10 protein-coding genes are annotated in these 19687 nt (G+C 70.0%); 6 read left to right on the forward strand and 4 right to left on the reverse strand.

What is annotated here, in order from left to right; all coding sequences use genetic code 11:
* Positions 1-21: 21 nt before the first annotated feature.
* Positions 22-1212, forward strand: a complete 1191-nt coding sequence (locus ACZ4VK_RS18960) for a cytochrome P450 (RefSeq protein ID WP_468353502.1) — start codon at positions 22-24, stop codon at positions 1210-1212.
* A gap of 322 nt (positions 1213-1534) precedes the next feature.
* Here ACZ4VK_RS18960 and ACZ4VK_RS18965 read toward each other — a convergent pair whose 3' ends face one another.
* Entirely contained in the window at positions 1535-2506 is a 972-nt protein-coding gene (locus ACZ4VK_RS18965; RefSeq protein ID WP_468353503.1) for an acetylxylan esterase, read from the reverse strand.
* A 296-nt stretch (positions 2507-2802) separates the two neighbouring features.
* On the opposite strand from ACZ4VK_RS18965, the gene ACZ4VK_RS18970 reads away from it, so the two are divergent.
* Positions 2803-3084, forward strand: coding sequence for a hypothetical protein (locus tag ACZ4VK_RS18970; protein ID WP_468353504.1), 282 nt, complete (start codon positions 2803-2805; stop codon positions 3082-3084).
* A 132-nt stretch (positions 3085-3216) separates the two neighbouring features.
* Positions 3217-3459, forward strand: a complete 243-nt coding sequence (locus ACZ4VK_RS18975; RefSeq protein ID WP_468353505.1) for a DUF5302 domain-containing protein — start codon at positions 3217-3219, stop codon at positions 3457-3459.
* A gap of 77 nt (positions 3460-3536) precedes the next feature.
* On the opposite strand, the gene ACZ4VK_RS18980 is transcribed toward ACZ4VK_RS18975, so the two are convergent.
* From ACZ4VK_RS18980 to ACZ4VK_RS18990, 3 genes are all read right to left on the reverse strand, one after another.
* Positions 3537-4559 (reverse strand): MASE1 domain-containing protein, encoded by a 1023-nt coding sequence (locus ACZ4VK_RS18980; RefSeq protein ID WP_468353506.1) that lies wholly within the window; start codon positions 4557-4559, stop codon positions 3537-3539.
* A 57-nt stretch (positions 4560-4616) separates the two neighbouring features.
* Positions 4617-5513: a PP2C family protein-serine/threonine phosphatase gene (locus ACZ4VK_RS18985; protein WP_468353507.1), complete on the reverse strand. Its 897-nt coding sequence runs from the start codon at positions 5511-5513 to the stop codon at positions 4617-4619.
* Between the two features lie 128 nt (positions 5514-5641).
* Positions 5642-6385: a WD40 repeat domain-containing protein gene (locus ACZ4VK_RS18990; RefSeq protein ID WP_468353508.1), complete on the reverse strand. Its 744-nt coding sequence runs from the start codon at positions 6383-6385 to the stop codon at positions 5642-5644.
* A 1085-nt stretch (positions 6386-7470) separates the two neighbouring features.
* On the opposite strand from ACZ4VK_RS18990, the gene ACZ4VK_RS18995 reads away from it, so the two are divergent.
* The 3 genes from ACZ4VK_RS18995 to ACZ4VK_RS19005 all read left to right on the forward strand — a co-directional run bounded on the left by ACZ4VK_RS18995 (position 7471) and on the right by ACZ4VK_RS19005 (position 19686).
* Positions 7471-8280, forward strand: coding sequence for a helix-turn-helix domain-containing protein (locus ACZ4VK_RS18995; RefSeq protein WP_468353509.1), 810 nt, complete (start codon positions 7471-7473; stop codon positions 8278-8280).
* Between the two features lie 20 nt (positions 8281-8300).
* On the forward strand, positions 8301-8576 hold the full coding sequence (locus ACZ4VK_RS19000) for a hypothetical protein (protein WP_468353510.1): 276 nt from the start codon (positions 8301-8303) through the stop codon (positions 8574-8576).
* 508 nt (positions 8577-9084) lie between these two features.
* Positions 9085-19686, forward strand: a complete 10602-nt coding sequence (locus ACZ4VK_RS19005) for a LamG-like jellyroll fold domain-containing protein (protein WP_468353511.1) — start codon at positions 9085-9087, stop codon at positions 19684-19686.
* Position 19687: the final 1 nt, after the last annotated feature.

The raw sequence follows: 19687 nt of genomic DNA on the forward strand, positions 1-19687 counted from the left end.
ATGCGCAGGGGGAGACGATTCGTGGAGCAAGCGGCAGCCGTGGACCCGATTCTGGATCTGGCCAGTCCGTCGACCCTGCGGAACCCCTACCCCGCCTACGCCCGGATGCGCCGGTCCACTCCCGTCTTCTGGCACGAACCGCTCGGCTCCTGGGTCCTGACCCGGCACGCGGACTGCCTCGCCGTGCTCACCGACAGCCACCGCTTCGCCTCCGACTGGCGCCGCGCCGGGGAGGACATCCCCGCCCCGCTGCTGAGCGTGCAGACCCTCGACCCCCCGGAGCACACCGCCATCCGGCGCCTCCTGCTCGACGGCTTCCGCGCGCAGGACCGCCAGGCGCTGCACGACGGCCTGGAGGGGCAGATCGAGGATCTCCTCGCGGAGTTGGCCCGGCGTCCCTCGTTCGACCTGGTCGGAGAGCTCGCGGAACCGGTCGCCCTCCGGTTCGTCACAGCCTTCCTCGGCGTCCCGGCCCCCGAGCTCGACTGGTTCGTGCCCATGTCCCGTACCGTCGTCGACGGCATGGACGCGGGCCTCTGGCCGGAGAAGCACGAGCCGGCCGTCGCCGCCCGTGCCGAACTCGCCGCCTACGCGGGCGGGTGGCTGGCCGATCCGCCGAAGGAAGGCCTCATCGCGTACGTGGCGGAGCACGCGACGGACAGCGGCGTGGAAGAAACGGTTCTGCGCAACAGTCTGCGCGCCGTCCTCCACGCAGGCTACGAATCCGCCTCCCGGCTCCTCGGCAACGCGGCGGCCGCTCTCCTCACCACCCCCGGCGCGCTCGCCGCGTTCCGGGAGACACCGTCCACCGCCGTGGACGAACTCATCCGGTACGACGCCCCGGTCCAGGCGGACGCCAGGGTCTGCGTCACCGACACCGAACTGGGTGGCGTCACCATGAGAGCGGGTGATCCGGTCACGCTCCTCCTGGGCGCGGCCAACCACGACCCGCTCCGCTTCGACCACCCCGCAGAGCTGCGACTCGACCGCGCCCCGAACCCGCACCTCGGGTTCGGCCGCGGGGCCCATGCCTGTCTGGGCGCGTCCATGGCGATCCGGCTCACCGGATCGGTCCTCGGGGCCCTGGCCAGGGAGTACCCCGACGCACGGGGAGTCGCGGAACCGGACCACCGGCGCAACCTGACCCTGCGCGGTCTCGACCGCTTCGAGGTCACCCTGCGTCCAGACACGGGGGAGGAGGTACGACCATGAAGTACTGGCACTGAAACCGCTGAGCGTGCTGTCCGGCCGGAAGGCGGGCACCATGCCCGTGCACGGACACCGTGCACCCCTGCCGGAGCCCGAGCCCGCTGCACGGCTCGGGCTCCGGCCCGCACGCGCCGAACAATCGGCATGGTCACGCCCCGCCCACACGCGCCGAACAGCCGGCATGGCTCAAGCCCCGGCCCGCACGTGCCGAACAGCCGACACGGCTCAGGTCCGGGCTCGTACACACGCCGGACGCCCGACACGGGTCAGGCCCCAGCGGCGCCCCCGTACGCCCCGGCCCGGAGCGGCCGAACACCCCGTCGGATCAGCCGCGCAGCTTCCCCGGCAGCCACCGCAGCTGGGCCGCCTGCTGGAAGGCGCCGCCGCCCTCGTGGTCGTTGAAGTCGTACACCTCGATCGCCTTCTCGTCCTCGGCGTACGCGTTGAAGGCGGCGAACACCGTCGACGGCGGGCACGTCAGGTCCTCGAGGGCCGTCGAGAACAGGGCCGGGGCCGTGGCGCGGGCCGCGAGGTGGACCCCGTCGAAGTAGGCGAGCGTCTCGCGCACCTGCTCGACGCGGCCGCGGTGCGTCTTGAGGTAGTTGCCGATCTCGCGGTACGGGGCGCGGTCCGTGACCGTCGTCGCACGCGGGAAGTCGCAGAGGAACGGCACGTCCGGCACCACCGCGACCAGGTTCCGCACGAGACCCGCCACGGCCAGCGTGATCCCGCCGCCCTGGCTGACCCCGGTCACCGCCGTGCGGCTCGCGTCCACCAGCGGGTGCGAGCGGGCGGCCTCCACGGCACGGACCGCGTCGGTGTAGAGCCGCCGGTAGTAGTAGGTGTACGGATCCTCGACGCCGCGCGTCATGAAGCCGGGGAACGAGGGCGCGCTGCCCACCGGGTCGGAGGTGTCACCGGTGGCCCAGCCGCTGCCCTGCCCGCGCGTGTCCATCACGAAGTGAGCGAACCCGGCGGAGGCCCACAGCAGATGGGTGTGCGGAAGACCGCGCCCGCCGCCGTACCCGAGGAACTCCACCACGACCGGGAGCGGTTCGGTCGTACCTGCCGGAAGCACGAACCAGCCCTTGACCGGCTGCCCGTCGAACCCGGCGAAGGTCACGTCGTACGTCTCCACGGTGGAGAGGCCCGTCGGGACGGCGTCGAAACGCGCGTCGAGCTCGTGCGTGCGAGCCTCGCCGAGGGTCTTCGCCCAGAAGGCGTCGAAGTCCTCGGGCTCCACCGACGCGCTGCGGTACGTGCGGAGTTGGTCGAGGGGCAGGTCGAACTGGGTCATGAACACCGCCTGGTGAGTCGCCGGTCGAAGGGGGGTCGTGTTCGGTATGTCGACCGGTGCAGCCCGGCCCTCCTCACCTTAAGGGGTGCCGTGTCGATCACGCGGGCCCCCTGCGCCCGGCACCGCGCCAGGCGGACGGACGGAGCCCGGCGGGCCCCCGTGTCCCCGTCCGGTGGACACTCCGCGCGCCTGACGCCACGTGAACGCCGTCGGGCCCGTCCGCCGTGCCATCCTCGGACGAACCGCCCACACCGTATCCGGCCGTGGGTCTTCCTCGTCCTGCGCGGAGGGACACCATGCTCATCAGCCATTCCGTACGTCACCAGGTCCTGCGGGTGACGCTCCACCGCGACCTGGACGTCACCAACCGGGCAGCCGGCGCCCTCCAGATCCAGGCCCTCGTCCAGGCGCACCGGCCCACCAGGGTGGTCATCGTCGTCCCGACCGCCGAGCCCACCCCGGCCACCCTCAGCACCCTCGCCCGCGCCCACCGCATGTGCGCGAGCCTCGGCATCCCCCTCTCGCTCAGCGGAGCGAGCGCCCGCACGAGACGCCTGCTGGACGTCGCCGGCGAATGACGGCGACCTTCTGGAAGAAGAGGGTGTGGCTGGACGACACCTTCGCAGGAGACCGCCGTCCGGACCGCTCTGACGGACTCCTCGTCCAGCATGACAACCTGTGCTTCCCACCCCCGACCCCAGGAGGTCACCATGACCGCAGAGCCCGCGTCCACGGAAGGCTCGGAGCCGGCTGTCCCCGAGACGGCCCCTCTGGCACCGGACAGCGACGGCAACTACGACCTCAAGCGCAAGTTCCGCGAAGCCCTGGCGCGCAAGCGCGGTGCACAGGCGGACGCGGCCGATGTCGCCGCCAACCCGGACGCGTCGAAGGTGCGCGCGGCGCAGGGCCCGGCCGCGAGCCAGCGATCGTTCAGGCGCAAGAGCGGCGGCTGAGCCGATAGGCCCGGCGGTCCGGCCGCTCTCCCGGCACTCGGCGGCTCCTGATCCCTGCGCCGGCTCCGGCGCGGGGGTCACGGATCCCGGTGCCCGCCGGGTGGGGCTGTCGGGCTTTCGGCGGTGCCGGGTGAACCCGGCGAGGGCTCGCCCGCCGCGAGGTGCTCCAGGACCTCCGCCAGTTCCTGGCAGGCGCGGCGCACCGACCGGCGGGTCGCATGCTGCTCGGTGATGACGGAGGCGAGAAGCAGGGCGGTCAGGGCGGCGGAACCGTTGAACGCCTGGAGCTTGGCCATGATCTCGACGTCCGTCAGGTGGAGGAACGCGCCCCGCCCGGAGGTCGCCTCGAAGGTGGTGAGCACGGAGGCGAAGAGCGCGCACAGCATGCTTCCGGCGAGCTGGAAGCGGAGCGCTGCCCAGATCAGCAGGGGGAAGACGAGGAACAGCATGCTCATCGGGCTGAGCACGGCCATGGGCATGAGGACCAGGGTCGTCAGCCCCAGAAAGGCCGCCTCCTTCCAGCGCCGTAGCCGGAACCGTCCGGCCGGCCCCGCGAGGACGAGCAGGAGCGGGGCGACGAGCAGCACCCCCATCGTGTCGCCCACCCACCAGGCCAGCCAGACGGGCCAGAACTCGCTCTTGTCCAGGGAGCCCTTCACCACCTGCAGTCCGACCCCCGCGGTCGCGCTGATCAGCATGGCGCCGAACCCGCCGAGGAAGACCAGGGAGAGTCCGTCCCGCAGCCGCGCCATGTCACGCCGGAAGCCGGCCCGCCTCAGCAGCAGGAAGGCGCAGAGCGGCGCGACGGTGTTGCTCACCACGGTGACCACTGTGGTGGGCCCCGGAGCGGTGAGGGAGGCGATGACGAGGAAGGAGCCGAGGGCGATCCCGGGCCAGACCCGCGCGCCGAGCAGCAGCAGGGCGGCGACGGCGACGCCGGTGGGCGGCCAGATGGGGGTGACCACCACGCCTTCGACGACGAGGCGGCCCATCAGGCCGAGTCGTCCGGCCGCGTAGTAGCAGACCGTCACGGCCAGCGACAGCAGAGCCGCCTCCGTAGAGGGCCGGAACTGCCTCCGAGTATCCAACACGTCAGCCATCAGACACCGGCCGGGCCGCCACGACCGGGCAAGGACCCCTGCGTGTCGGGCGCCTCCTTACGGCCCGGGCCGGTCCGAGGACCGACCCGGCCCGGGGCGAGCCCCCTCCCCCCGCTCCTCGGCCGCCGACCGGGCCGGACCGCCGTCATGGCCGACGACCAGGACGGCCGCGTCGTCCTCGTGCCCCACCGTGGCCGCCAGCTTCATGACGGCGGTGGCGAGCGCGTCGACGTCCAGCCCGGCGACGGCGGTGATCCCGGCGAGCCTCGTCACCCGGTCCAGACCCTCGTCGACGTGGAGCGAGGGCCCCTCCACCACCCCGTCGGTCAGGAGGACGAAGACACCGTCGGCGGTGAGCCGGTGGCGCGTGGTCGGGTAGTCGACGCCGCGGAGCACACCGAGCGGAGGCCCGCCCTCGCTGTCGTCGATGCCGGAGCGGCCGTCGGTGGTGGCCCAGATGTGGGGGATGTGACCGGCCCGGGCGCACTCCAGGGTGCCGGCAGCGGGGTCGAGCCGCAGGAAGGTGCAGGTGGCGAAGAGGTCGGCGCCCAGGGAGATCAGCAGGTCGTTGGTGCGACCGAGCAGCTCTCCCGGGTCTCCGGTGACGGAGGCCAGCGCGCGCAGTGCCACGCGGACCTGTCCCATGAAGGCGGCGGCCTCGATGTTGTGCCCCTGCACGTCACCGATGGACATGCCGATCTGCCCGCCGGGCAGGGAGAAGGCGTCGTACCAGTCACCGCCGACGTTGAGCCCGTGGTTGGCGGGCTCATAGCGGACGGCCAGCCGGGCGCCCGGAAAACTGGGCAGGTCCGAGGGCAGCATGCCGCGCTGCAGGGCCACGGCGAGCTCGACACGGGAACGCTGCGTCTCGGCCAACTCCCGCGCCCTGGCGGTCAGCGACCCGAGCCGGACCAGAAGGTCCTCGCTGTTGTCGGCCGGCCGTCTGCGGAACATCGATCACTCCGACGTCACGACGATCCTCGCATCAGTCCGTCCCGTCTCCAGCACGCGGGACCACAGGGGAGCACCTCGGTACGAACAGGTCCTTCCCCACTCTGCCCGGAGGGGACGGCATCCGCATCTCATCGGCGGAGAACGCGGCGGATCCCAGCGGGGCCACCCCACACCGCCGGAAACGAACAGCGGTTCGGCGAGATCGAAGGCATCGCCCCGCGCCTGACTTCCGCCCGGACCGAGCAGGCCGACGCCGCGCGACTCGCCCGGCGGCACCCGCCGCACCCGGCGCCTGCCTGACCTGGCGGCAAGGCACCGGCGGCCCCGAGGACGCCGGGCATGACCAGGAACCACCACACCCTCGTCCCCCGAGCGCGAAGCGTTCTGCGCCGGTCCTCCTCGCCGCCGGCGCGGCCGTCGGCCTGCTCGACGCGCGCCGAACGCGAGCGACAGGACGGCGTCCCCCGCACCGGCAAGGCGGTGCCCAGCGGCTGCTGGGAGGCCACGTCCCACAGCCGCACGGTGCCGTGTGACCCGGCCGCGGCGAGGACGGAGCCGTCGGGCGGGAAGGCCACGGCGGTGGTCTCCTCCGGTACGCCTGGCATCCCCTTGGACAGGCCGCCGGGCAGCAGCCCGAGCGGCGTGCGCAGCCGCCCGTCCCACAGCGTGGTGCCGGCCCCCGAGCCGGTCACGGGGTCACCGGCGGGGCTGAAGACGGTGCGGCACGCGCAGTTCTCCAGCGCGGTGCGCTCGTGGCCGTTTCCCGTGGTGCGGACGAGGGCGCCCGTGTCCGTCAGGGCCGTGCCGCCGTCGGAGGAGACGGTGGCCAGGGCTCCGTCGTCCCCGTCCACCCCGTCGTTCTTCAAGTCCAAGATCTAGCATCTGGGTATTCGTACAGGTCAGCGGCGTGATGAGGCCGCTCCGGTCAGCAAACGGTCAGCATTGGGTGCGAAGGTGTCTCGGCTTGCTGACCTCGCGACCGCCGTGACGGGACCTGGGCGCAGATGCCTGGTTCCCGCGGGGAAGGTTCGCTTCGTGGCTCGTCAGCTCGCGAAGAAGCGGACGATGCCGTCCGTGGCGGAGACGGGCCGTCGGACCGATCTTGGCCGGACGACACGGACTCCACGCCTGCCCTAACCGTGCCGGGCGGCTTTCACGGAGAGGCGAGCCCGGCCGCCTCGTCGATCGTCGGCGTCGACCGCACTCTCCTCCACCGCCACTGCGATCTGCTGGAGGCCCTGCACATAGTCGGCAGCCGATCCGTGAGCACGCTGCCGGAGATCGGGCCGACCGTGAGCTGGGCGTCGTTGCAGGCCGACCTCGCCAACGCCATCGTGCGCCGCCCGCCTAACCTCCCGGGTGCAGCAGCTGGAGAGTCAGCTCGCCAATCGGTTGGGGGGCCGGGCGTGGCTTGAGTCAGGGCTCGGCGCTCCAAGGGCCTGGGACCCGGCAAGACACCACAGCCCGAACACACACGTTGCGGCGGGCCGGGGGATGGCATCCGCCTAGGGTTCCTGCCCTCGGACGAGATCTGTTGCCTGACGAAAACGCGGCGCGGTCCTGTCCGTCCTGACAGGGGGCTTGGCCGTCCCGCCACTACGTGGTTGCGAGGCTGTGGCTGATAATGGTTGTCGCACTGCGGGAGTGGGGGATTTGCGTGGAATCAGTGGGACCACGAAATGGAGGCATGTCCTCTGCGGAGGGATTCGAGTGGTTCTGTGACGTGGTGTCGAACGGAGTCATGCCTGTCAGCCTCAGTCCTGCGCAGATGACTGACTTTCACGCAGAGGCAGCTTTCCTGGACCTCGGTTCCGTGCGGCTGTCGGCATTCACTCTCTCGCCGGTCCTGTCGCGCCGGACGCAGGCTCATGTGCGTAAGGGGGATCCCGAGCACTAGCAGCTGGCATTGGTTACGAGGGGCTCATTCCGGATTTCCCAGAGGGGGCATCAGTCGGTTGTGGCCGACGGCCTGGTGTTGACGGACAGCTCGCGTCCGAGCGAAGGGGCCAGCGTCGACGGGCTGGCAGCGGCGGTCATTCTGCAGATTCCCCGTTCGGTGCTGCCGTTGCGGCACGACAAGGTGGACGGTCTGGTTGCTCAGCACATCCGGGCCGACCGGGGAACAGGGGCGATACTCAGCGGTTTTCTGGGCACCCTGCTCGCCCAGGGCCCGACCTGTCAGCCCTCGGAGCTTGCCGCTATGGGGTCTATCGCCCTCGACCTGGCGACGGCATGCCCGGCACAGCAGCTCGGCACCTACGGCGCGGCGCCGGCCGAGGCCCGTGCCATGGAGATGTTCCAACGGGTCACGCGCTACATCGAGAACAACCTCGGGGACCCAGACCTGACGCCGCAGGCGATCGCCGACCGGCATAACATCTCTCTGCGCGCCCTCTGCTCCCTGTTTCGTGAACAGTCCGTCAGCGTGGCGGCCCGCATCCGCCAGGTTCGGCTGGAACGTGCGCGTGCCGACCTCGAGCGCCCGGAGTTGAGCAGCCAGCCGGTGCAAGCCATCGCGGCCCGCTGGGGCTTCTCCAGTGCCAATGCCTTTGGGCGGGCCTTCCGCGATGCATACGGAACATCCCCTCCGAACATCGCGCGGCCGCCCTGTGGCGGGACCCTGCACACAGTGTTGAGAGGTTGTGCACGCTACGCCCAGCCTCGCCCGTCAGTGAGACGTAGGTTCCGGTGCGGCGACGGTGACACCGAATTAGTGGGCTGTTTCCTCTCACCTGCAGGATTCACGCGGAGAGCGATATCGGCATGACAAGTATGGTGCGGCCCTCGGTGCTGATCACCGATGCAAACAAGGGCCTTGGCCTCGAAGCTGCCCGACGGCTCGGGGAAGAGGGGTGCAGGGTCTTCCTCGGTTCACGTAACGCCGTCACCCCCGGTGAGGTCGCCAACCGCAAGTTCGCTGCCACCGACATGGATCGTCACACCGGCGCGCTGACGGTCGCCGAGGGCACCGATTCGATCATCTCGATCACCATGCTGGCGAAGATCGAGGCCGACGGGCCGACCAGGGCCTTCACCGACCGACTCGGTCCCCTCGCCTGGTGACCTTCCGCGCGAAAGTCGACCGGGGCGGGGTGAAAGCCCGCGGCTCTCGCCGACCTGTGTCAGAACGTGTTGCGCGGGCTCATGCCCAGATACGGGCCGGGCGCCGTGCGGTGCTGGACGCGTGGGGTGAGGACCTGAACCTGGTGCGCGCGCAGGAGGAGTGACACGTCCTGCCGGGAATGGCTGATGCAGGGCCGCCGCCGCAGGCATGGAGCGCGCTTTCGCGGCCCGATCCCCCCCGCTCGCCGAGGCTGAATATCCGTCCCTCCAAACGCTTCCCTGAGTGATTCTGGTCACCTCCCCGGGGCGTCCGGAGTGTTGGTCTGTCACGTATATGACTGACTGTCATCGAATATCCCTCCTTCTGGTCGCAGAGGCGGCCCCGCGCTTTCGGGCGAACTTTGTGGGTCTCCTGTGCGTCCGGATAGAACTTGAACTCATTGATCATCTCTGGGGGACACTTACGGTGCGTATCACCCGTCCATTCGCCATATCCTTGGCGATCACCATGACTGTGCTCGCGGGCACAGAGCAGGCTGCCCTGGCGGCCGAACACTGGAGCGAGTCCAGATCCGGCCCAAGTGCCGGCGAGAGACCCGAGCAAGGCTGGGGGTCGGCTCGCGGCCACGGGCACAACGCCTCCGGCGACGACACCGACGCGGTCGCGGCCGGCGGTCACGTCGGTGCGCTGCGAGCACCCGGCGAACTCGCGCCGGACACCGGTGCGGCTCGGCTGCGGCTGGGCGATGGGGCCAAGCAGGCCGGGGCCCTTCCCTACAGCAAGGTGCCCGCTCCGCGCCGGGCCGTGCCCACGGGCTTCGACGCCAAAGCCAGTTCCGAGGTCACGGGCAAGCGGACCGAGCGTGGGCGCACATTCCTGAACAAGGACGGCACGTACACGACCCGGTTCTTCAACGAGAAGGTCAACTTCCGTGCTGCCGACGGCACGTGGAAGACCATTGACACCCGGCTCACCACAGCGCCCGAGGGCGCGCAGGCCGGGAGTGCCTCGACGAGCGGCTGGCAGGCGCGATCCACCGAGGACAAGGTCTACTTCTCCGCGTTCGCCGACGCGGAAACCTTTGTGCGCCTCGGTGTCGACGACACGACCGCGATCGCCTACTCGATCGAGGGCGCGGCCCGTTCCCAGGGCCGTGTCGACGGCAGCGTAATCACGTATCCGGAGGTCCGCCGCTCGACGGACGTGGAACTGATCGCCGGCAGTGACTCCGTCAAGGAGACGCTGATCCTCAAGGACAAAGCCGCGCCGACCGAATGGCGCTTCCCGCTGGCTCTGAAGGGTCTGACGGCGAAGCTCGACGGGCACGGCGGCGTCGTCTTCCACGACCGGACGGGCCGTCAGCAGGGCTGGATGCCGGCCGGCTGGATGGAGGACTCGAAGAAGGCTCCGAACTCCGACGAGGGCGTCATCTCCTCCGGTGTCACCTATGACATCGTGCGCGAGGGCTCCCGCCAGGTCCTGGTAGTGAAGCTGGACCGGAAGTGGCTGTCGGATCCCGAGCGGGTCTTCCCCGTGAAGGTCGACCCCTCTGTGAACGGCCTGGAGGCGGCCTCCGGCACGTTCGTCGAGGCGCCGTACAACCAGAACTTCTCCAGTTCCACCGAGCTCAAGGCCGGCACGTACGACGGTGGCAGCCACAAGGCAGCCTCGTTCCTCAAGTTCGGCGGCCTGGACACCACCCTCAAGAACGCATTCGTCATCAATGCGAACCTGAGCCTCTACAACACCTTCTCGTACTCGTGCACCGCACGGCCGGTGACGGTCCACGAGATCACCTCGAACTGGTCCGAGAGCAGCACCAACAGCTACCCCGGTCCCGCCACCGGCGGCGCCCTGGGCTCCAAGTCCTTCGCGCACGCCTGGCGCCCGGACGGCTCGACGAGCTGGCCCTGCGGTGCCGCCGCGTGGGAGTCGATCCCGCTCGGCGATTCCGGCCGCAAGCTGGTCGACGACTGGACGCACGGCCGCAAGGCCAACTACGGCCTGGCCGTGAAGGCGGCCACGAACGACTCCTACAGCTGGAAGAAGTTCGGCTCCGACAACTACCCTGGCGGCAAGCCCAGTCTTGACGTCACGTGGTCGAAGTACGGTGCCACGTACGGCCTGGGCGGCTTCGTCCAGCCGCCGACGGCCACCAGCGAGGGCGCCTTCAAGGTCACCGTCACCAACCAGGGGCAGCAGACCTGGGGTGCGAGCAGCAACTACAAGCTGCGCTATGACCTGTTCGATGCCAACGGCAACAAGGTCGGCGGTGACTACTGGAGCAAGATCCGGTGGACGCCGATGCCCTACGACGTCGCGCCCGGCGCCTCCGCCACCGTCGACGCCAAGATCGCTCCGCTGGCACCCGGTACGTACACCATCCAGTGGACCATGGACGAGTACGGCGTGCGGAGCTTCGTCGACGACGGCGTCCCCGGCCCGACCGTGCGCTTCGACGCGGTCAACGCCCCGCCGTACGTGACGGGCGCGGCCCCGCCCGGTGGCACGGTCGTCGACACCCTCAACCCGACGCTTTGGGCGAAGGCGACCGACCTGGACAAGTCCCCGAGCTCGCTGACGTACCAGTTCGAGGTGTGTGAGGTAGAAGGCAAGGACGTCCGGAAGAACTGCCGCGGCAACACGCACGCAGCCTCCGAGAGCTGGACGGTTCCGGCCGGCTGGCTGAAGTGGGCCAAGACCTACGCCTGGTACGCCTACGCGAACGACGGCAAGGACCAGTCGGCGCGCACCGCGCCGTCGATCCTGACCACGCAGGTCCCGCAGCCGGTCATCACCTCCCACCTGGGCGGCGCCGACAGCGGCCGGACGTTCGGCGAGCGGGCCGGCAACTACGCCACCGCCGCCACGGATGCCGCTGTACCGAGCGCGGGCCCCGAGCTCGCGGTCACGCGTACGTACAACTCGCAGGACCCGCGCACCGCCAACGCCTTCGGTACAGGGTGGGCGACCCGCTGGGACATGCGGGCCGTCGCCGAGCCCGACGGCAGCGTCGTCGTCACCCTCGACAGCGGCAGCCAGGTCCGCTTCGGCAAGAACAGCGACGGCACGTACAGCGCCCCGGCCGGTTCGGTGGGTGTACTCACCGCCGTCACGGGTGGCGGTTGGACGCTGCGCGACGCGGCGGCCACGATCCACACGTTCGACGCGACGGGCCGCCTGACCAAGATCAAGGACGGCCACGGCCGGGAGCAGCTCCTCACGTACACGTCCGGCAAGCTGACCAAGGCCACCGACGCCCTGTCGAAGCGCGCGCTGACGTTCACCTGGAGCGGCGCACACGTCGCCTCGGTGTCCACCGACGCCGTCGGCCCGCTCGCTCCGGCGCTCAAGTGGTCGTACACGTACACCGGCGACCAGCTGACCAAGGTCTGCCCGCCCGATTCGACCACCGCCTGTTCGACGTACGAGTACACGGCAGGTTCGCAGTACCGGGGCATGGTGCAGGACGCCAACCCGGTCGGCTACTGGCGGCTGAACGAGTCCGAGGGCGAGTCCGCGGCCAGTGAGGCGGTCTCCCGCACCGGCATGAGCGCCGGCCACTACCGCGACGTGACCCTCGGGTCCACAGGCGTGCTGGGCGCGACCGGCAACAAGGCCGTCTCCTTCAACGGCACCACCTCCTACGTGGAGCTGCCGGAATCCACCTTGACACCCTCCACCGTGCTGTCGGTGGAGCTGTGGTTCAAGACGGACACTCCGAACGGGGTCCTCGTCGGCTTCCAGGACGACCCGCTGGGTCCGACGCACCCCAACGTTTACAACCCCGTGCTCGCCGTCGACTCGGCGGGCAAGCTGCGCGGTGCCTTCGAGAAGGCCAACGGGGGTCTCGTCCCGATCACCTCCACGGCCACGGTCACCGACAACGCCTGGCACCACGCCGCGCTGACCAGCACCGGCACCGGCCAGACCCTCTACCTCGACGGTCAGGCCATCGGCACCCTCGCGGGTCCCGTCAGCCACTCCACCAAGACGTACACCTACCTCGGCGGCGGCTTCACCGACCAGTCGTGGGACGGCGCCGGCACGTACGGCACGCGCTACTACAAGGGCCTCATGGACGAGGTCGCGGTCTACCACCGGGCCCTCGACGCCGGAGCGATCAAGGCCCGCTTCGACGCCCGTACGGGCGGGTCGAAGCTGACCAAGTCCACCCTGCCGTCCGGCCGGGTGAGTGCTCAGGTCGAGTACGACGGTGACACCGGTCGCGCGACGAAGGTGACGGACGAGAACGGCGGCGTCTGGCAGATCTCCGAGCCGCGGTACTCCGCGGGCTCGCAGGCGTACAGCGACGCGGTGCTGGCCTCCTCGCCCGTCAACTACTGGCGCTTCGGCGACAGCAGCGGCGCTGCCGCGGCCGACGAGATATCCGCCGGCGGCAACGGCTCCTACCGTGACGGCGTCGCACTCGACGGCGTCGGCGCGTTCCTCGACGGCGACGACGGCGCGATCACCCTCGACGGCAGCAAGGGCGCCGTGTCGGTCCCGAGCGAGTCGATCGCGGGTGCCACCTCCCTGTCCGTGGAGATGTGGTTCCGCACGGACAAGCCGAGCGGAGTCCTGCTCGCGCTGCAGAACACCGAGCTGGGTACCACTCCGCAGATGTGGAACCCGAGCCTGGTCATCGACGCGGAGGGCAAGCTGCGCGGCCACTTCTGGACCGGTCCCTCAGCGGGCTGGCCGGTCATGGGCGGCGTGAAGGTCACCGACAACAAGTGGCACCACACGGTGCTCACCGGCGGCCCCACCGGGCAGTCGCTGTACCTCGACGGCGTGAAGCTGGGCTCGCAGTCCGGCACGGTCAAGCCGGAGACCCTGAACCACGCCTACCTCGGCGGTGGCTACTCCAGTGAGGCCTGGGACTCGCAGTCTGCGGAGACCCGCTACTTCAGCGGGCAGCTCGACGAGGCCGCGTTCTACTCCAAGGAGCTGGACGCCCAGACCGTGGCGGACCACTTCAAGGCCCGCAACCGTCTGGTCTCCGGCAACGGCGCCCAGTACGAGGGCGTCGTGATGGCGGACGCCCCGGCCGGCTACTGGCAGCTGGACGAGTCCGCAGGCACGACCGTCGTGAACAAGATCGCCGCGGTCGGTGCCAACGGCACCTACACCAAGGCGACGCCGGGCAAGCCCGGCGCGTTCGGGTCCGGCGACCGCACCGCGGCGGAGTTCGCGGGTGCAGGATGGGCCGAACTTCCCGGCGGGCACCTGCCGAACACCGACCTGTCGGTCGAGCTGTGGTTCAAGACCACCAAGCCGGGCGTGCTCTTCAGCGACCAGGAGAAGCCGCTCCCGGACGCCGTCGCGTACGCGCCGGTCCTGTACGTCGGCTCGGACAACAAGCTGCACGGCCAGTACTTCACCCGCGGCGTCGCCGCGACCAACACCTCGCCGAACACGGTCACGGACAACGAGTGGCACCACGCGGTGGTGACGGCACTGGGATCCACCCACACGCTGTACCTCGACGGCGCCCAGGTCGCCCAGACCACCACCACGCCGGTCACACACGAGACCAACCAGCGCGCGTACATCGGCGCCGGCTACACCACGTGGTGGCCCGCGTCCCCTGGCGACGGCGTGCAGTACTTCACCGGCCAGATCGACGAGGTCGCGGTCTACCCGCGGACCCTCACCGGTGACCAGGTCGCCCGCCACTACGGCGCCCGCGCCTATGCCTCGGGCTCCTCGCTGTCCTCGACGGTGACGGTCACCGACCCGACGGGCGCGAAGACGTCCAGCACCTTCGACGCGGTCCGCGGCCAGCGCCGTACGGCCACGACGAACGCGGACGGCGGTGTCACCACGTACGCGTACGACACCGGCGGCTTCCTGCACACGGTCACCGACCCCAACGGTCACGCGACCATCACCGGCCACGACGAGCGCGGCAACACCGTCTCCACGACCACCTGCCGGGACGCCAACTCCTGTTGGACCTCCTTCGCGGAGTACTACTACAACCCCGCTGACCCGCTGGACCTGCGCAACGGCAAGCAGATCGCGATCCGCGACGGCCGCTCCTCCGGCGCGGCGGACAACCGCTACCGGACGACGACCTCGTACACCGCGCTCGGCCTGACCGACACGGTCACCTCGGTCGACGGCCGGACCGCGACCACCACCTACACCACGGGCACCGAGCCCGCGGTGGGCGGCGGGACCACCCCGGCGGGCCTGGTCGCCACCAAGAAGTCCACCGGCGGTGCGATCGTCTCCTACGCGTACTTCGCGAGCGGTGACCTGGCCAAGACGACGGCGCCTTCCGGCGCGGTGACGACGTACACCTACGACGGCATCGGCCGGAAGACGACCGAGACCCAGGTCTCCGACGCCAACCCGGCGGGTGTCACCACCACCTACGCCTACAACGCCATGTCCCGCGTCATCGCGGAGACCGGCCCGGGCGTGAAGAACGAGATCACCGGAGTCACCCACACCGCCCGCATCAGCCGCACGTACGACGCGGACGGGCACCTGCTCACCGAATCCACGGAGGACACCACCGGCGGCGACGTCACCCGTACCACTACCTACCGCTACAACATCCGTGGCCTGAACGACAGCGTGACGGACGCGGCCGGCAACGAGTCGACGTACAGCCACGACGCCCTCGGCCGCGTGGTCAGCGTGACGGACCCCGCGGGCAACGTCGTGACGACCACGTACACCAAGCGCGGTCAGGTCGCCGAGTCGGTGCTGAAGAACTGGACGGGTGACCCGTCCGGCCAGACCCGCGACCTGGTCCTGGGCTCGAAGGCCTACGACCCGGCGGGCCGCCTGGCCTCGACGACGGACGCCATGGGCGCCACGACCGTCTTCACCTACTACGACGACGGCCTCCAGGCCTCGGCGACGGCGAAGCAGGTCACCCAGTCCGACGGCTCCAAGAAGGACATCCTCCTCGGATCGACGGTCTACGACGGTGCGGGGAACGCGGTCTCGGCCACCGCGAGCGGCGGGGCCACGACCGTGAACACGGTCGACGCCCTGGGCCGCATCACCCGCTCGGTGTTCGACCCCAACGGGTTGAACCGGGTCTCCACCTACGTCTACGACGCCGAGGACCGGCTCACCGAGTCGACCCAGTCCATCGACGGCACCGGCAAGAAGGTGACCTCGACCACCGAGTACGACGCGGTGGGCAATCCCAAGAAGCAGACCGTGACCGACGGGACCGCCACCCGGGTCTCCTCGGCGACCTTCGACCAGCGGGGTCTCCCGCTCACCCAGACCACCCCGCGCGGCAACACGAGCACCGGGCGGTTCGACGAGCTGGGCCGCCTGGTCGAGACGACGGCTCCGCAGGTGCAGGCCGAGGAGAACGGCGGTGCGGCCGCGGCCGTCACCCCCAAGTCCCTCGTCGGCTACAACACCTTCGGCGAGGCCACCGAGTCGCGTGACACGCGCGGTCTGGTGACCAAGACGGAGACCGACAAGCTGGGCCGTACCGTCGCGGTCACGCTGCCCGACTACACCCCGCCGGGTGCGACCGCGGCCATCACGGCCGTCTCGCGCACGACGTACGACAAGCTCGGCAACGTCGCCTCCACCACCGACCCGCTGGGCCGTGCCACGTACTACGGGTACGACCAGATGGGCAACCTGGTCAGCAAGACCGACCCGGCGGTCGCCGGCGCGCAGGGCCTGACGGCCCCGGGCACGGCCTCCCTCAACGGCACCTCCACCGCCCTGTCCGGCGGCGGCATCTCCACCTACACCTGGACCGCGACCGGTCTGCCGGTCTCCGCGACGGACCCGACAGGAGCACGCACCGCGTCCACCTACGACGAGCTGGGCCGCAAGCTCACCGCCACCACGGTCGAGCGCAAGCCCGTCCTCCAGAACCTCGTCTCCCGCTTCACTTGGGACGACGCGGGCAACCAGGTCTCCTCGACCACGCCGGGCGGGCGGGTCGCCAGCGCGACCTACGACAAGGCCGGCCAGGCCCTGACGGTCACCGACCCGGCCGGCGGCGTCACGCGCGCCGTCTACGACGGCCTTGGCCGTCAGACCGAGAGCAAGGACGCGACCGGCCGCAAGACCGTCACCGCGTACGACCTCGCGGGCAGCCCGGTCTCCGTGACCGACTACGGCACGGGCACGACGGCCGTGCGCACGACCACCACCGAGTACGACGCCGACGGCAACGTCACCGCGTCCGTCGCGGCCGGCGGCGCGCGCAGCACATACACCTACGACGCGCTCGGCCGGCTCACCAAGCAGGTCGAACCCGTCACGGCCACGGCCACCGACTCGATCACGACGACCTTCGGCTACGACGCGGCGGGCCACCGCACGCGCCTGACCGACGGCCGCGGCAAGGCCACCTACTACACGTTCAACACGTGGGGGCTGCCCGAGTCCACGATCGAACCGAGCACGACCCTCCACCCGGGCCTGAGCAACCGCACGTGGACAAACGTCTACGACGCGGCAGCCCGAGTCGTCACAGAGTTGCTCCCCGGCAACGTCAAGCGTCAGAAGACGTACGACGACCTGGACCGGCTCACCGCCGAGACCGGCTCCGGCACCGCCGTGGCCACCCGTCCCCGCTCGCTCTCCTACGACCTCGCCGGCCGTCTGACCGGCGTCGGCGGCGACGGAGTGCTTGCGGGCAACACCTACACCTACAACGACCGCGGCCAGCTCCTGACCACGGACGGCCCGGGCGGCACCTCGTCCTACGCGTACGACGCGGACGGCAAGATGACCACCCGCACCGACGCGGCGGGCACGACGGCCTTCACCTACGACGTCGGCGGCCGTCTCGACACGACGACCGACCCGCTCACCGGCACGCAGGTGCGCAGGGACTACGACGCGGCCGGGCGACCGACTGCCGACGAGTACGCACGCCCGGCCGCCGGCGGAACGTACACCATCGGTGCGAAGCGCTCGTACACGTACGACGCCCTCGGCCGGCTGGCCGATGACAGTGTCACGAAGACCGGAACGGGTGCCGGGGTCCAGGGCACGGCCTACGAGTACGACCTCGACAACCGGCTGGTCAAGAAGACCGCGACTGGTACGGCCGGGGCGGGCGAGCGGACGTACGCGTACGACCTCGCCGGCCGCATGACCTCCGAAACCAGCGGAGGCACCACCACCGCCTACGAGTGGGACAAGGCCGGCAACCTGACCAAGAGAGGGGACGCCGCCGGCACGTACGACTCCCGCAACAGGATCCAGACCTGGGGCACCCAGACCTTCGACTACTCCGCACGCGGCACGGTCAAGGGCATCACGGACACCGCGGGCCCCGCTCGCACGATCAACTCGGACGCCTTCGAGCGGACGGTCAACAACGGCACGAGCACGTTCACGTACGACTCGCTCGACCGGGTCATGACCCACAACGGCACCGCCTTCAGCTACGACGGCGGTTCCAACAACCTGGTCAAGGACGGCACGTCCACCTACAGCCGCACCCCCGGCGGCACGCTGCTCGCCAGCGCCACCACCGGGACTGCGGGCTCGGCGCGCCTGGCCGTCACCGACGGCCACACGGACCTGGTCGCTAGCCTGTCCCCCGACGGCACGGCGGTCACCTCCTCCCGCGCCTACGACGCCTCCAGCAAGGTGACCGCGAGCAGCGGCTCCACCCCGTCGGTCGGCTACCAGTCCGGCTGGACCGACTCGTCCACCGGCGAGGTCAACATGGCCGCCCGCTGGTACCAGCCGGGCACCGGCGGCTTCACCAGCCGTGACACCTGGCAGCTCGACCCGGACCCCTCGGTCCAGGCGAACCGATACACGTACGGCAACGCGAGCCCCATGAACGGGACCGACCCGACCGGGCACAAGGTTGAAATGGGCGGTGGCAGCGGCTCGATGGGCACCTGGATGCCGGGCAAGTGGTCGCCGCCGCAGCCGACCACGACCGCAGCCCAGATGCGCGCCGAGATGGACCGGTACCTCGGTCTCGTCAAGAAGGCAGGCGAGTACAGCTCTCAACATCAGTCCTCAGGTGGCGGCGGCTACCGAGGAGGGACCAACTGCGACAAGTACTGGTACCGCAGTGAGTGCGGTGGTCGGGGATCACGCAGCGATTACGTGTACTCCGGCGGCAATGGCAGTCATGGCCGTAGCAACGACAGCAGCAGTGGTAGCCGTGGCAGTGGCGGCCACAACTACTCGGGCGGCGGACGCGGTGGCGGCACCTCCACGCTGACCCGTCCGAAGCGGCCGACGGCACCTCCGAAGCCGAAGATCCCTCAGAACCCGTACACCGGCAAGAACCCGCCGCCGGCGCCGAAGCACATCCCCAAGCCGGACTGGAACCCGAGCACGGCCATCTGGACGGCCACCGAGGCCGTCGACATGGTCGTCAGCGGCGTCAACCTCCTCGCGATGCTCGCGGGCGGCGCCGCCACGGTCCTCAACCCTGACCAGGCCCCGGACACGCACGACGCCCCGGGCACCGACCCGGGCCCGACCACGGCTCCGGAGGGACACCAGAGCCGGGACTGCCGGAAGTTCGGCAGCGGCTGGCGCGAGTGGGGGCGGATCGACACCGTCAACGGCAACCGGCCCACCGGCGTGGAAGCCTGCCTCGACAAGCATTTCCTCGTCAACAACAAGACCGACGAGAACTCGACTGACCGGAAGTTCGACCCGCCGGGCCATCAGTGGGCCAAGGACTACATGGCGGACTTCGGCAACGAGCCCAGTGCGATCTGGGTGAACGCGTGCCATCTTCTGGCCAAGGACCTCACCGGTGATGCGCGAGAGGAGAACCTGGTCACCTGTAGTCGTCAGGCGAACGCCTGGACCATCGACAAGCGTGCACCTCAGATGACGCCAAACATGCTGACGTACGAGAGCAAGGTGAAGAAGGCGGTCATGTCCGGCCAGGTGGTCAGCTACAAGGTGGTGCCCTTGTATGACGGCCCTCGAACCGTCCCCTACGCCTTTAAGATGCAGGCGTCCGGTTGGAATGCCGACGGATCACCCGGGATCTACATCAATGAGGAGATACCCAACCAGTTCTACGGACTGAAGACCCAGAAGTGGCACAACCTCGGGCGTGTGTCGAACCCGGGCGGCCCTGTTCCGGTCCGTGGCATGGATGAATGGAATGACTGAG

The sequence above is a fragment of the Streptomyces sp. NPDC028711 genome (assembly GCF_055565415.1).